Source organism: Achromobacter sp. ACM03 (assembly GCF_014851665.1).
GTDB classification, from domain to species: Bacteria; Pseudomonadota; Gammaproteobacteria; order Burkholderiales; family Burkholderiaceae_B; genus Achromobacter; species Achromobacter aegrifaciens.
Genome location: NZ_JACVAD010000004.1, coordinates 435,319 through 450,271, shown reverse-complemented (window position 1 = coordinate 450,271; position 14,953 = coordinate 435,319). Strand labels below are relative to the sequence as shown.

Genomic DNA, 14,953 nt, shown 5'->3' with positions numbered 1-14,953 from the left:
ATCCGCGGGCGTCAGGGAATCGCGTTGAACGACTTGCCGGCAAGGCAGACGTACTTGATTTCCAGGAACTCTTCGATGCCGTACTTGGAACCCTCGCGGCCCACGCCCGACTCCTTGATGCCGCCGAAGGGGCCGACCTCATTGGACACGGCGCCGGTGTTCACGCCGACAATGCCGTATTCCAGCCCTTCCATCATGCGCCAGACCCGCTCCAGGTTGGCGGTGTAGAAATAGGCGGCCAGGCCCGAGGCGCTATCGTTGGCGCGCGCCAGCACGGCGGCTTCGGATTCGAAGGTACTGATGCCCACCACCGGGCCGAAGATCTCTTCGTGCGCCAGCTCCATGGCATCCGTGATGCCGGCCAGCAGGGTCGGCTCATACAGCAGCGTGCCCGGCTCGCGCAGCTTGCCGCCCGCCAGGAGGCGCGCGCCGCGCGCCGTGGCGTCGTCCACCAGGCGGGCCACCTTGTCCACCGCGCGCTGGTCGATCAGCGGTCCTTGCGTAACGCCTTCTTCCAGCCCGCCGCCCACCTTCATGCGGCGCATTTCCGCCAGCAGCTTGTCGTTGAAGGCGTCTGCGACGCTGGCATGGACGTAGACGCGGTTGGCGCATACGCAGGTCTGGCCGGCGTTGCGGAACTTGGACTGCACCAGGCCTTGCACGGCCTCGTCCAGATCGGCGTCCTCGAACACGATGAAGGGCGCGTTGCCGCCCAGTTCCAGCGACAGCTTCTTGATGTTGGAAGCGCTTTGCTGCATCAGCAGCCGGCCCGTCTGGGTGGAGCCCGTGAAGGTCAGCTTGCGCACCGTGGGGTTCTGCGTCAGCTCCGTGCCGATGGGCGCGGGGTCGCCGATGACCACGTTGAGCACGCCGGGCGGGATGCCGGCCTGCTCGCCCAGCCAGGCCAGCGCCAGCGCAGTGAACGGCGTCAGCTCAGACGGCTTGAGCACCACCGTGCAACCGGCGGCCAGCGCCGGACTGACCTTGCGCGTGACCAGGGCCGAGGGAAAGTTCCAGGCGATGATCGCCGCGCACACGCCCACGGGTTGCCGGATGGCCAGCATGCGCTGGTCGCCGCGGGTATGGGGCAGCACGTCGCCATACACGCGCTTGGCTTCTTCCGCGAACCATTCGACGAAGGACAAGGCGTAATTCAGCTCGCCGCGGGCTTCGGCCAGCGGCTTGCCCTGCTCCAGCGTCAGCAGCAGCGCCAGGTCGTCGGCGTGCGCCTCGATCAGGGCATGCCATTTCCGCAGGATGGCGCCGCGCTCCTTGCCCGTCCTGGCCCGCCAGGCCGGCAGGGCGTCATCGGCGGCCGCGATGGCGCGGGCCGTCTCGGCCTGGCCCAGATTAGGCACCGTACCCAGCACGCTGGCGTCAAAGGGATTGCGCACCGTAATGGTGGCGCCATTGTCGGCGTCGCACCAGGCGCCGCCGATGTAGGCCTGCTGCCGCAGCAGCTGGCTATTCTGCAGATTCATTTGTCTCGCGCTCCATCCATCATGCTCCGCACGGTCCGCGCTGGGGGGCCGGGCGAAATTTTTTGGGGAGGATAGCCCTGGCGCCCGCCTGCGCAACAGCAGTCATTAGCGATGCCGCCATCACCATCCGCGATGACAAGCCTGCCCATGGCTACAATGGAACTTCTCGTCCGCTTTCCCGCCCGTCCCGTCATGCGTCTCGATCCCACCTCCCTCAAGCTCTTCATCAGCGTGGTCGAGCAAGGCACCATCGCCGCAGCGGCCGAACACGAGCACATCGCCGCGGCCGCCATCAGCAAGCGGATCAGCGAGCTGGAAGAGAACCTCAAGATCCGGCTGCTCATCCGCACCAACAAGGGCATCCGTCCCACGCCGGCCGGCGTCGCGCTGTCCACCATGGCGCGGCGCGCCCTGCACGAACTGGATGAAATCTCGGTCCACATGCGCGACTACTCGCGCGGCCTGCGGGGCTTCATCCGGGTGCACGCCAATATTTCCGCGATCACCCAGTTCCTGCCCCAGGACATCAAGCTCTTCCTGAACGACTACCCCAACGTGCAGGTCGACCTGGAAGAGAAAATCACCTCGACCATCATCAAGTCGGTCGCCGAAAACGCAGCCGACGTAGGCATCTTTTCCGGCACCGCGCCAGACCACGACGTGGAAATCCACCCCTACCGCGAGGACACGCTGGCGCTGGTGGTGCCCGCCGACCATCCCCTGCGGGACAGGCCGGGCTTTCGCTTCGCCGACGCGCTGGAACACGATTTCGTCGGCTTGCACCGCGGCAGCGCCATCAACCGCATCCTGTCCAACGCCGCCAGCGATGAAAAGCGCAACATCCAGCTCAAGGTGCAGGTCACCGGCTTCGACGCGCTGTGCTTCATGGTGAATTCGGGGCTGGGCATAGGCGTGCTGCCGCTGGACATCGCGCGCCGCTACTCGGCCATGTTCGACATCCGCATCATTCCCCTGACCGAACCCTGGGCGCGGCGCCAGATCCAGATCTGCGTGCGCTCCTTCGACGCCCTGCCCACGGCTGCCAAGCTCTTCGTGAACCACCTGAGCAAGCGCCAGCCCTGAACCCGGGCCGGCGCCTGCCTGCCACCCTACTGCTTGAGTTCGTCCGGCTTGATGCTGCGGCTGACTTCGTCGTCGACCGTGACCACCTTGCCATCGATCCAGCGCACCAGACGAAAATCGCGGTACGACAGCGCTTCGTGGTTTTCCTTGGTGAAGGCCGGCGCGTAGGTCTTGATCACGCCGTCTACCTTACCCAGCTTGTCCAGCGCCTGCTGCACCTTCTCGCCGTCGGTGGAATTGGCCTGCGTCATCGCCGCCGCCAGGATCTTGACCGAGTCATAAGCGTGCGCCGCGAACACATATGTCGGCAGCTTGCCGTCCTTCTTGATGATGGCGTCGTAGAGCGCGCGCGATTGCGGCGTGGAATCCTCGGTGATGGAGGCGGTGAAGATCATCTTCTTGGCCAGCTCCGGCCCCGCGATACGCAAGAACGGCGGACTGAGGTTGGCCCAGGAGCCGAGCGTGACCGGGAAGTAATTGATCTTTTCCTGGCTGCGCATCAGGTGGCCGTTGGCGTCAGCCAGCGCATACACGATGACTGTATCCGCGCCCGCGGCCTTGATCTTGTTCAGCTGCGACGACATGTCCGTGTCCTTGGGACCGAACTTCTCGTTGGCCACGGGCGTGATGCCGTACAGGCTCAGCACATGCGCCGCATCCTTGGCGCCCTGCTGCCCGTACCCGGTGGTGTCGGCGATGATGGCGATCTTCTTGTTCTTGGTGGCCTTGGCGGCGTAGGCCGCCAGGAGCGTGATCTGGTCCAGGTCGCGCATGGACACGCGGAAGACGTAGTTGGCCGGCTCCTTGCCATAGCGGTTGGTGATCTCCGTGGCCGTGGCCGACGGCGAAATCGTCGGCACCTTCTTCTGCTGCACGATGTGCAGCCAGGCCAGCATATTGCCGGAGTTCACTCCACCCAGCATTGCCACGACCTTCTCGTTGTCCACGAGTTCGTTGGTGTTCTGGATCGACTTGGGCGGCGAACCCACGTCGTCGCGCGGCACGATGACCAGCTTGCGGCCCAGCACCCCGCCCGCCGCATTGATCTCCTCGGCGGCCTGCCGCGCCCCGGAGAGGGCCGACACGCCGAAGTCGGCGGAGCCGCTGGCGGACATATCGCTGTTGTAGCCAATCTTGATGTCGGCCTGCGCCCAGGCGCCCGGCGCCAGGGCCACGAAGGCCGCCGCGCAGGCAATGCGGATTAGCTGCTTCTGCTTACTCATTACTTTGTCTCCTGACTAGATGTAATGCTGCTTCGACTTGCTTCCGCCATCGGTCTGTGCGCCGTTCGCGGTCCACCCTGCGCGCTGATGCCGTGGAAATCGTCCAGGTCTCGCCCAGGACGCTAGAGAATCAATTCGATCGGATTCTCCAGCAATTGCTTTACCGCCCCCAGGAAGCGCGCGCCCAGCGCGCCGTCCACCACGCGGTGATCCGCCGACAACGTAAGGCTCATGACGTGGCCCACGCGGATGTCGTCGCCGTCGACCACCGGCTGCCTGACCACGGCGCCCGCGGCCAGGATGACGCTTTGGGGAGGGTTGATGATGGCGGCAAACTCGCGCACGCCATGCATGCCCAGATTCGACAGCGTGAGGCTGCCGCCTTCGTATTGTTCGGGTCGCAAACGGCCACGGCGCGCCTGTTCCGCCAACTGCGCGATCTCGGTGGAGAGCTCGCGCAGGGATTTCCGGTTCGCGTTGCGCACGATGGGCGTGATAAGTCCGGACTCCAGCGCCACGGCGATGCTCAGGTCCACCTGGCCCAGCTGCACGATGCCTTCGTCCGTCCATTGCGCATTGATGCCCGGGACTTGGCCGGCCGCCCGTGCCACCGCCATCGACAGCAGATCGTTAAGGGAATGGCGCATGGGCTCACGCGCAGACTCGCTGCGCGCATTCAATGCGGCACGGGCGGCCAGCAGCGCGTCCATGCGGCAATCCACCGTCAGGTAAAAGTGCGGCACCTGCTGCTTGGACTGCACCAGGCGGCGCGCGATGGTGGCGCGCATGGAACTGTGCGGCTGCAAGCCGGCGCTGGAGACCGGCGCGGCGGGGGTAGCCCCGGATTGTGCGGATGCCGCGGCGGCATTCTCGATGTCGATCCGCACGATGCGGCCGTTCGGGCCGCTGCCGGAAAGCGTGTGCAGGTCCACGCCCAGCGCGCGCGCCAGGCGTCGCGCGGATGGGCTGGCGAACAGGCGCTGCTCCGCCAGGCCCGAACGATCCCCGGATGGCAGGTCGGCCGCAAGGGCAGGACGCGTGACGGCCTGGGGAGCCGCTGCTGGCGGGTTCGCGATTGCCGGTGGCGGACTGGCGGCCGGCTGCATCGCACCGCCCCGGCGCAGCAGCGTCGCGATGACGCCGCCTACCGGTACCTCGGCATCGCCCGCGGGCACATGGATGCGGTCCAGCACCCCATCGTCCAGGGCTTCCAGTTCTATGACGGCCTTGTCGGTCTCGATCTCGGCCAGGATATCGCCCACCTTGACCGTGTCGCCGGACTGCTTCAGCCACTGCAGTATCTTGCCCTGCGTCGTGCCCGCGCCTATGGCGGGCATCACGACCTCGATATCCATGTCTTACTCGCTCTATGTGTTGGCCAGATTGCCTGTCTTCTCGATGTACAGGGCTGCGTCCGATATGTCCGCCACGATGGCCGCGCGCGCAGCTTCGCCGTCGCGGCGCTTCAAGGCGTCCAACAAGGCGGCGTGGTGGCTGAAGGATTCCCAGCTTTCGGACTTGCGGTCCTTGCTGCCCATGCTGAGTGAAAACAGCGGCGCGATCTGCAGCCAGATGTTCTCTATCATCGTGACCAACAGAGGCATTCCGGCCGCCTCATACAGCGTGAAATGCAGATTGCGGTTGGCCTCGATGGTCTTCAAGGTATCGATCTTGCGTTGATGCCCAAGTTTGTCGAACTCGTCGGCGTAGCGCTGTATGCGCGCCACGGTCGCATCCGTCATGATCTGGGCCGCCTCGGCCGCCGCGAAGCCTTCCATGCAGCAGCGGATGCGCACGATCTCGCGGAACTTGGTCAGGCCGGGCTTGGGCACGCGCAGGCCACGGCTGGGCAACATTTCCAACGCCCCTTCGGCGACAAGTTTGTTGACCGCTTCGCGTACCGGCATGGGACTGGTGTTAAGCACCGAGGCCAGCCCGCGCAAGGTGACTTTCTCTCCCGGCGGCACGGCGCCGCTCATCAGGAGTTCACGGGTCCGTTGATAGATCTGATCCGCGACGGTGACGCGTTCCTGCTTTTCGAGCAGGCCTTCCAGTGTGCTGTTGTCCATGTCGTCTCAATTCATGTAGACGCCACCGTTCACGTCCAGGGTGGCGCCGCAGATGTAGCTCGCGCCATCGGAACAGAGAAAGGCGATGGGCAAGGCGATTTCGCGAGGCCGGGCTATGCGCCGCAGCGGAATTCTATTCGCATCGAAGGCCTGCCCACGGGTCATTCCCGTCTCGGTCGCGCCTGGCGCGACGCTATTGACGGTGACGCCGGAATCGGCCGCCTTGCGGGCCAGCCATTTGACGAAAGCCTGCGTGCCGCCCTTGGCCGCAACGTAGTGTGGACTGGCGGCCAGCCCTCCCATGCGCGCGGCGACGGAAGACACCAGCACCATGCGGCCGGCGCCCTGCGCGCTCATCTTCGCCAGCACGGCGCGCGTCAGGTGCATCAGCCCCAGCAGATTGACGTCGATGACATGGTGGAAGACCTCGTCCCAGCCCGCCTCGTGCCAGTCGTCCCAGGGACAATAGCCCGCATTGGCCACCAGCGCGTCCAGGCGCCCGATGTCGGCCACGGCCGCCTCGGCGGCGGCCCGATCCGTCACGTCGAAGGCGATGGCGCGCGCCGGCACGCCCTTGGCTTGCAACTGCGCAACCAGTTCCTGCGGTGGTTCGCGATCGGCCAGCACCAGCGATGCGCCCTGCTCGCCGCAGACTTCGGCGGTCGCGCGGCCGATGCCGCCGGCCGCGCCGGTGATCAACACGGTCTTGCCCTCAAGCGCGCGCGGCATGAGCTTGCTCCTGTTGGCCGACCGAGAGCGCACTGTCGGCCTGCATTTCACGAATCAGGGCACGGATGTCATCCTCTCCCGCCAGCGCCGCGCGCTCCAGCGCCTGCGACACCACGGGAGGCGCCCAGCGGCCGGTGACGCGCTTGACCGGCTGGTCCAGGTGGTCGAAGTAGCGCCGCTGGATCTCGTCGGCGATCAGCGCACCCAGGCTGGCGCCGCGCGTGGTCTGTTCGACGATGGCGACGCGGCCCGTCTTCATGACGGACCGGCCGATGGTTTCGTAATCAATGTCCCGCTGCGACAAGGTGCGCAGGTCGATGACGTCGGCGCGTATGCCCGCCTCTTCCACCATGCGGCAGCATTCATCCACCATGGTCAGGGTCGTCAGCAGTGTGATCTGGTCCCCCTCGCGTACGCGCTTGGCGCGGCCGATGGGGATGTAGTAGTCCAGGTCCTTGGGCACCAACGTCTTGCGCTTGTGCAGCTGCTGCGGCTCGATGACCAGCACCGGATCTTTGCAGCGCAGCGCCGAGTTCATCAGGCCCACGTATTCGAAAGCATTGGACGGCGCCACGATGCGCCACCCGGGAAACAGCGCGAACACGCCTGCCGGGTCCATGGAATGCTGCGAGCCATAGCCTTCCGGCCCGGGGATGCGCGCGCGCAGCACCAACGGCACTTCGGCCGTGCCATTGAACAAATGACGGATCTTGCCAGCCTGGTTCAGCAGCTGGTCGCCCGCCACCAGGAAGAAGTCGCTATACATCAGCTCGACCACGGGCTTCAGGCCCGACAGCGCTGCGCCGGTGGCCAGGCCGCAGAATCCGTTCTCAGTGATCGGAGTATTCACCAGCCGGCCGGCGTATGTCTCCGTCAGTCCGCGGGTGGCGCCCACGGTGCCCCCGCCCATGTTGGCCACGTCCTCGCCGAACACGTGGATTGTTTCGTCTTCGGCCATGCGCGCGCCCATGGCCCGCGAGATCGCCTCGATGTAGGACAGGGGTTCCATCTCTTCGGCGGCATAGTCCTCCGCCTCGGCGTAGCGCACGCCATCGAACTCCGACATGTCGCTATTGAGGTGTTCGTCCACGCTGGCCGCCGCCGGCCAAAGGCCGGCGCGTATGCGGGCCGACGAGCCTGCGCCTTCGATGCAGGAGGCGGCGGCCGCTTCCACCGCGTCAGTCACCGCGGCGTCGACGGCCGCCAACTCTTCCTCGCGCAGAATGCCGCGCGCCTTCAGTTCCTGTTGCAGGAACAGCCAGGGATCGCGTGCCTTCCACGCGTTTTCCTCTTCGCGCGTGCGGTAGCCGAAAGCGCTGCCCGGAATCGACGAACTCTGGTGGTAGTAACGGTACACCTCTGCCAGGACGAAGGCCGGGCGCCCGGTGCGGACGATATGGTCTTGCGCCCAGCGCGTGGCCAGCCAGGTGGCGAACGGGTTCATGCCGTCCACCTTGACTCCGGCGATGCCGTGGCCCTGCGGCCGGGTCAGCAATTCCGTCTCGAAAGTGGATTGCTCCACGCTCATGGAGACGGCGTACTTGTTGTTCTCCAGGAAGAAGATCATGGGCAGGCCGTACAGCGCCGCCAGGTTCATGGCTTCGTGGGTGGCGCCCTGGTGCACCGCGCCGTCGCCGAAAAACGTGACCATGGTCTTGCCCGAGCCACGCTGCTTTTCCGCGTAGGCGTGGCCGCAAGCGATGGGAATGCCGCCCGCGACGATGGCATTCGTGCCCATGATGCCGAGCTCCGCGCGGCGCAGGTGCATGGAACCGCCACGGCCGCCGGTCCAGCCGTCCTTCAAACCCAGGATCTCGTGCATCATTCCCTGGATTTCCTGGCGCATGCGCAGCGTCAGGCCGGCCGCTGAGGGGTCCAGGCCGCCGTCGTAGAGCGCGTTGATGGCCTTGGCAATGCACTGGTGATGCGCGCGGTGCGTGCCATTCATCAGCGTGTCGACGGGCAATGCGGCGATACAACCGGCCGCGGCGCCTTCCTGGCCGATGCTGGAATGCGCCGGCCCGTGCACCAGGTTCAGCTTGTCCAGCTGCAGGATTTTTTCCTCGAAGCGGCGCGCGGCCAGGAACAGCGTCGTCAGGCGCAGGGCCTCGGCGCGTGTCAGCTGCGCCCAGTCGCTCTCTTCCACCACCAGTTCGTGCACCGGCGTCTTCTGCCGGATTTCTTCGAGTTGCATGCCGTCCCCTCGTTGTGCTTTGCGGCCGCCGCGCGGCGTTCAGATATGCGCGGTCACGCCGCCGTCCACCACCACGCTGGCGCCCGTCATGAAGTCGGACGCGGCGCTGGCCAGGAACAGGGCGGGTCCGACCATGTCTTCCGGTTCGCCCCAGCGGCCCATGGGCGTGGTCGCCACGACGCGTTCCGCGTGGCCAGGAATGTCTACCCGCGCCTGGCGCGACAGCGCCGTGTCGATCCAGCCGGGCTGGATCACGTTGACGGTGATGCCATCGGCCGCCCAGGCGCAGGCCAGCGAACGGGTCAGCTGCAGCACCCCTCCCTTGCTGGCCGAATAGGCCGCGGTCATGGCATTGGACGCCAGTGCCAGGATGGAGCCGATGTTGATGATCTTGCCCTTGCGGCGCGCCTGCATGGATGCGTGCACGGCCTGGCACATGTTGAAGCTGCCCTTCAGATTGATGTCGATGATGCGGTCCCAGACGTCTTCGGCGTACTGCTCCGGACGCATGCGGGTATTGACGCCGGCGCAGTTCACCAGCACGTCCACCCCGCCGAAGGCGGCCACCGCCTCGTCCACCACCGCGGCGCACGCGGCGCGATCTTCCACCTGCAGCGCGTAGCTTCCGGTCTTGGCGCCGGATCCGCGCAACTCGGACGCCAGCGCGTCGAGCTTTTCCCCCGCCAGGTCGGTCAGCACCAGCGTCGCGCCCGCCTGGGCATACGCCCGGCTGAGCGCGGCGCCGATACCGCCTGCCGCGCCGGTGATCAAGACAATCCTGCCTTCGAGATCGAACAGTTCGTGCTGGGCCATGCTGCGTCCCTTGTTTGCTATTTTTGATATGTGATCACAAATCAAATTCTAGGAACGGCTTCGAAGGCCGTCAACATGCCTGCCATCGGGGTCTACCCGTAGAACGAAAAAAATGGCGGAACGGGGCCATGCCCATTCCGCCTTGGAGGCATCCGCCAATGGCTGGAAAAATCAATACGTCATGCGCACGCCCAGCAGCACGCTGCGCCCGGGCAGCGGCGCCACCGTCGAAATGAAGGACGCGTGGTTGTACGCCAGCTTGTTCAGCAGATTCGTGCCGCGCAGGTAGACCTCATAGCCCGTGGCGCCATATTGGCCGCGGTAGGCCACCACCGCATTGACCATGTTGTAGCCAGGCGTGGTCTCCTCGTAGGCAGCGATGTCTTTCTGCGCAAACACGCGCGCGTACTCGACGCCGCCCGACCACTGCTGCCACTTCATGTCCGCGCGCACGCCGGCGCGCGCTGCCGGGATGCGCGGCAGGTTGCCATCGCCGCCCGTCAGCTTGCCGCGCACGTAGTCGCCGAATACCGCAGCCGAAAACACCGGGGTGAACTGGTGGCGCAGTTCGCCTTCCACGCCCGTGAACTCTGCGTCGCGCTGGGTGTACTCGATCAGACGAAAGTCTTCGTAGCGGTCCAGCGTGTTGGCATAGATGTAGTTCTTCACGCGGTTGTGGAACACGCTGGCCGAGAACGTCGTATCGCCCGAGTGCTTGCGCAAGGTCAGGTCGATGTTGTGCGAGGTCTCGCGGCCCAGGTCCGGATTGCCCAGTTCGTAGGTGTTGGTGGCCAGGTGCACGCCGTCCGCATACAGTTCTTGCGCGGTGGGCAGGCGCTGCGAGCGCGACAGGGACAGGGCCACCGAATACTGCGGCGCGAAGTCCCAGATGGCCGCGGCCGACAAGGACGTGCCGGACAGGCTGCTGCGCTGCGCGCCGCCCGTGGGCGAGATGCGCTGCCAGTCCTGCCGCGCGCCCAGTTCGAAGCGCCAGTCGTTCAGCTGATACTCCTCCAGCACGAACAGGCCATAAGAGCGCGTCTTGCTGCGCGGCAGGAACGCCTCTTCGCCATCGGCGCGGAAATCGCTGTAGGCATTCTGCACGCCCACCACGCCGCGCCAGCCTGCGATGGGCTTGTGCTGCATTTCCACGCGCAGGTCGTAGCCCTTGTTCTTGAAGCGAGTGCCCACCTCGCCGCCTTCGATTTCGTCGTGCTGGTAGTCGGTCAGGCCGCCGCGCACGCGGATTTTCTCGAAGCCCGCAAACGGATCCTGGTACTCGGCGCGCAGATCGAGGCGGTTGCTGCGCAGCTTCACGTAAGGCACGCCGCCGTGTTCGTGCTCATGGTCGTGATCGTGGCCGTCTTCGTCGTGGTCATGATCATGCCCGCCGCAATGCAGATGAGTACCGTGCGGGTGGCAGCCTTCGTATTCGTGGTTATGTCCGGGCAGGCCGTACTTGCTTTCCAGATGCGTGAACGCCAGGCCGACGTAGCCGCGCGGCGTGATCCAAGACATGCCCACCGTACCCTGCGTCGACTCGCTGTACGAACCTTCCAGCTTGCCGCCCGGCCAATCCGGCACGTCATAGTCGCTGGTGCGGCGCTTCAGGCCTTCCACGCGCACCGCGAACTGTCCTTCGCCCGCGGTGATACCCACCGCACCCGCACGTTCCTTGGTGCCCGTGGCGCCGCGCAGCTCGGCCTCGGCTTCTATGCCTTTTTCCGGCACCGCCGTCGGGATCTTCTTGTCCACCACATTGACCACGCCGCCGATCGCGCCGCCCCCATACAGCAGCGTTGCCGGACCGCGCAGCACTTCGATGCGTTCAGCCAATAGCGGCTCCACCGTCACCGCATGGTCAGGAGAGATGCTGGACGCGTCCATCACCTCGGAGCCGTCGGACAGCACCTTTACCCGCGGCGCGGTCTGGCCGCGGATCACGGGGCGGCTGGCGCCGCCGCCGAAGGTGTCGCTGTTTACGCCGGGCAGGTTCTTCAGCGTGTCGCCCAGGGTGCCGTTGCGCTGCTCGATCAGCGCGTCGCCTTCCAGCACCGAGGCCGGCAAGGTGGTGCTGTTCAGGTCCAGCCCCAGCGGGTTGGCGGAAACCGTGATCGGCGCCAGCGTCCTGGCGGCCGAGCGTTCCGCCGCGGCTTCCGCGGCTTCGTCGGCCTGCGCGGCGGGCGCGGCCAGCATCAGCGCGCAGACCAGGGGTTTCAGCGCGCCCCCGCGGCCCGCCCGCAGGGCAACCCTGCCGTCGCGTTCCCTCTGCCACCCCAGTTTCTTGCCATTCATCATCGCCCTCTTTCAAATGTTATAACGTACCAAATAATTGACGAATGATATAACATTTCGAAAATGACGCAAGCTTGCAGACACAGTGAATGTGCCGCTGCCGCTCATGGCCGGGCCGGCACGGGCGCGCGTATCATAGGGCGATGGTGTTCCCCCGACTTCCGACTCCTCCCACGCTGACCGACACCGTCGCCAAGCGCCTGCTCGCCGAGATCGACGGAGGTCGCGTGCCGCCCGGGGAAAAATTGCCTACGGAAAGCGCGCTGGCGGAGCAGTTCGGCGTCAGCCGCACGGTCATCCGCGAAGCGGTTTCGCGGCTGCGGCAGGACGGCATCGTCGAAGCGCGGCAAGGCAGCGGCGTGTACGTCACCGGCCACGCCGGCAACCGCGCTCTGCGCATCGACGCCGCCGATCTGTCCTCGCTGGACGCCGTGCTGCATATCGTGGATCTGCGCCGCGCGCTGGAAACCGAGATCGCCGCGCAAGCCGCGGCAGTGCGGAAAAAGCAGGACATGGCGGAGATCGACGCCGCGCTGGCCGCCATTTCGCAGGCTGTGGAAAACGGCGGCGACGGCGTGCAGGAAGACGTCGCCTTCCATCGCAGCATCGCCCGCGCCACCGGCAACCCCTATTTCCTGACAACCCTGGCCTTCGTCAGCCAGTTCCTGGAAGCGGCCACGCGCGTCACGCGCGCCAACGAGGCGCGCCACGCCAGCCTGATGCGCGACGTACTGCAGGAACACATCGCCATCGTCGAAGCCATACGCGGCAGGGACGTGGACGGCGCGCGCGAGGCCGCGCGCATCCATATGGTGAATGCGGCCAAGCGGTTGAGCCAGGCGCACCGCTAGACGGGAGCGCCGCGGCGCATGCGCTGCGGCCGGCGCCTAGCCGAATGCCTTGATGAAGAAATCCCGCGTGCCGAAGTTGCCTGATTTCAGCGCGATGCTGATGTCGCCTTGTGCCGCGGGCGCATGACCGGAGCACCAGGGAACGCCGGGATCGATCTGCTCACCGATGGCGATCTGCTGCAGTCCCAACGCCTGCACCACCGCCCCCGAGGTCTCGCCGCCCGCCACGATCAGTTGCCGCACGCCGCGTTCGACCAGACCCGCCGCGATGCGCGCGATGGCGTCCTCGATCATGGCGCCCGCGCGCGCAGCGCCAAGTTCGCTCTGCGCCTGCCTCACCTGCGCGGGCTGCGCGGTGGAGTAGATCAGCACGGGGCCATCGTGCATGCGCGCATCGGCCCAAGCCAGCGCCTCGCCCACGACGTCGTGACCCGCAGCCAGCCGCCGCGGATCCAGCGCCAACGCCGGCCGACCGCTTTCAATGAATGCAGCCACCTGGCCATTGGTTGCCGCCGAGCAACTGCCCGCCACCACCGCCTGCAAGCCGCGCTGGCGCGGTTGCCGGGCGTCCGCGGACGCCGCCGCCAGCCCCCAGTTGCCGGGCAGTCCGATCGCCACGCCCGACCCCGCCGTCACCAGCGGCATGCCGGCAAGCGCGGGGCCCAAGGCCAGCAGGTCGTCATTGGACACGGCGTCCACGATGGCGATCCCCACACCCTGCGCCTGCAACTCTTGAATGCGGGCGCGGATGGCCTCGCTACCGCGCGCCACGACGCTGTAGTCGATCAACCCGACTCGGCGGGAAGTCTGCGCGGACAGAACGCGCACCAGATTCGGGTCGGTCATGGGCGTCAGCGGATGGTGCTGCATGCCCGATTCGTTCAGCAGCACATCCCCTGCGAACAGATAGCCTTTGAACACCGTGCGCTTGTTGTCCGGAAAGGCCGGCGTGGCGATGGTGAAATCCGTGTCCAGCCGCGTCATCAGCGCATCGGCGACCGGCCCGATGTTGCCCTCGGGCGTGCTGTCGAAAGTGGAGCAATACTTGAAGTAGATCTGTTCCGAGCCCTGCGCCAGCAGCCACTCCAGCGCCGCCAACGACTGCGCCACCGCCTCGGCCGCGGGCAGCGTGCGGGTCTTGAGCGCCACCACCACCGCATCCGCCGCGCCGCGCAGGGGTTCGCCCGGTATGCCTATGGTCTGCACGGTGCGCATGCCGGCGCGCACAAGGTTGTTGGCCAGATCGGTGGCGCCGGTGAAGTCATCGGCGATGCAGCCCAGTTTGATGCTCATTTGGCCTCCGGCAGGGCGATGCCCGGGAATATCTTGATCACCGCGCTGTCGTCCTCGCGGCCGTGGCCGGCGCTGGAGGCCTGCATGAACATCTGATGCGCGGTGGAGGCCAGCGGCAAGGGAAAGCGAGTATGCCGGGCGGTGTCCAGCACCAGCCCCAGGTCCTTGACGAAGATGTCGACCGCGGAGAGCGGCGTGTAGTCGCCGGCCAGCACATGGGCCATGCGGTTCTCGAACATCCAGCTATTGCCCGCGCTATGCGTGATCACTTCATACAGGGCGTCCGCGTCCACGCCTTCGCGCAGTCCCAGCGCCATGGCCTCGGCCGCCGCTGCGATGTGCACGCCCGCCAGCAGCTGGTTGATGATCTTGACCTTGCTGCCCGCGCCGGCGCGGTCGCCCAGGCGGTAGACCTTGCCGGCCATGGATTCCAGCACCGCGCCGCAGGCGTCATAGGCCGCCGCGCGCCCGGCGGTCATCATCGTCATCTCGCCCGAAGCCGCGCGCGCAGCGCCGCCCGAGATGGGCGCGTCCAGGTACAGGATGCCCTGCGCTTCGAGCCGCGCCTCCAGCGCGATGGACCAATTGGGATCCACGGTGGAACACATCACGAACACCGCCCCCGGGCGCAGCGCGGCGGCAAGGCCGCCTTCCCCGTACAGCACCTCCTCGGTCTGCTGGGCGTTGACGACCACGCTGATGACGATGTCGCAGGCGGCCGCCATGTCGGCCAGGGTGGCGCAGGCCACGCCGCCCTGCGCCGCGAATGCCGCGCAAGCTTCCTTGCGGATGTCGTACACGTGCACGTCGTGGCCCGCCCGGCGCAGGCTTTGCGCGATGCCCGCGCCCATGGCGCCCAGGCCGATGACGCCGACGCGGCGGGATGGGGTTTGAGGATTGCTCATATCGTTGGCGGCCCGGC

At 66.4% G+C, this 14,953-nt stretch carries 11 protein-coding genes and 1 pseudogene; 2 read left to right on the top strand and 10 right to left on the bottom strand.

Features of this window, described 5'->3' with window-relative positions; translation table 11 throughout:
- Positions 1-11: 11 nt before the first annotated feature.
- Complete coding sequence (locus IB257_RS21355; protein ID WP_175182025.1) at positions 12-1,481, bottom strand: NAD-dependent succinate-semialdehyde dehydrogenase; 1,470 nt, start codon at positions 1,479-1,481, stop codon at positions 12-14.
- A gap of 192 nt (positions 1,482-1,673) precedes the next feature.
- Between IB257_RS21355 and IB257_RS21350 the strand changes: the two genes are divergently transcribed.
- Positions 1,674-2,564 (top strand): LysR substrate-binding domain-containing protein, encoded by an 891-nt coding sequence (locus IB257_RS21350; protein ID WP_054457650.1) that lies wholly within the window; start codon positions 1,674-1,676, stop codon positions 2,562-2,564.
- A gap of 26 nt (positions 2,565-2,590) precedes the next feature.
- On the opposite strand, the gene IB257_RS21345 is transcribed toward IB257_RS21350, so the two are convergent.
- The 7 genes from IB257_RS21345 to IB257_RS21315 all read right to left on the bottom strand — a co-directional run bounded on the left by IB257_RS21345 (position 2,591) and on the right by IB257_RS21315 (position 11,788).
- The gene (locus IB257_RS21345) at positions 2,591-3,787 is read right to left on the bottom strand and encodes an ABC transporter substrate-binding protein (protein WP_054457651.1); all 1,197 of its coding nucleotides are present in this window, start codon (positions 3,785-3,787) and stop codon (positions 2,591-2,593) included.
- Between the two features lie 122 nt (positions 3,788-3,909).
- A complete protein-coding gene (locus tag IB257_RS21340) occupies positions 3,910-5,142 on the bottom strand; it encodes a dihydrolipoamide acetyltransferase family protein (protein ID WP_175160864.1) in 1,233 nt (410 codons plus the stop codon).
- A 12-nt stretch (positions 5,143-5,154) separates the two neighbouring features.
- The gene (locus IB257_RS21335; protein ID WP_054457653.1) at positions 5,155-5,856 is read right to left on the bottom strand and encodes a GntR family transcriptional regulator; all 702 of its coding nucleotides are present in this window, start codon (positions 5,854-5,856) and stop codon (positions 5,155-5,157) included.
- 6 nt (positions 5,857-5,862) lie between these two features.
- Complete coding sequence (locus tag IB257_RS21330; protein ID WP_054457654.1) at positions 5,863-6,585, bottom strand: SDR family NAD(P)-dependent oxidoreductase; 723 nt, start codon at positions 6,583-6,585, stop codon at positions 5,863-5,865.
- Positions 6,569-8,779: a thiamine pyrophosphate-dependent enzyme gene (locus IB257_RS21325; protein ID WP_192492771.1), complete on the bottom strand. Its 2,211-nt coding sequence runs from the start codon at positions 8,777-8,779 to the stop codon at positions 6,569-6,571. The genes IB257_RS21330 and IB257_RS21325 overlap by 17 nt, the downstream gene beginning before the upstream one ends.
- A gap of 39 nt (positions 8,780-8,818) precedes the next feature.
- Positions 8,819-9,592: an SDR family NAD(P)-dependent oxidoreductase gene (locus IB257_RS21320; protein WP_082401235.1), complete on the bottom strand. Its 774-nt coding sequence runs from the start codon at positions 9,590-9,592 to the stop codon at positions 8,819-8,821.
- Between the two features lie 171 nt (positions 9,593-9,763).
- Complete coding sequence (locus IB257_RS21315) at positions 9,764-11,788, bottom strand: TonB-dependent receptor domain-containing protein (protein WP_370126687.1); 2,025 nt, start codon at positions 11,786-11,788, stop codon at positions 9,764-9,766.
- A 242-nt stretch (positions 11,789-12,030) separates the two neighbouring features.
- Between IB257_RS21315 and IB257_RS21310 the strand changes: the two genes are divergently transcribed.
- The gene (locus IB257_RS21310; RefSeq protein WP_054457656.1) at positions 12,031-12,738 is read left to right on the top strand and encodes a FadR/GntR family transcriptional regulator; all 708 of its coding nucleotides are present in this window, start codon (positions 12,031-12,033) and stop codon (positions 12,736-12,738) included.
- A 36-nt stretch (positions 12,739-12,774) separates the two neighbouring features.
- Here IB257_RS21310 and otnK read toward each other — a convergent pair whose 3' ends face one another.
- Positions 12,775-14,031, bottom strand: coding sequence for a 3-oxo-tetronate kinase (gene otnK, locus IB257_RS21305; RefSeq protein WP_192492769.1), 1,257 nt, complete (start codon positions 14,029-14,031; stop codon positions 12,775-12,777).
- Positions 14,028-14,945, bottom strand: a pseudogene (gene ltnD, locus IB257_RS21300) (L-threonate dehydrogenase); the annotation flags it as partial. The gene otnK and the pseudogene ltnD, both read right to left, overlap by 4 nt.
- Positions 14,946-14,953 lie beyond the last annotated feature (8 nt).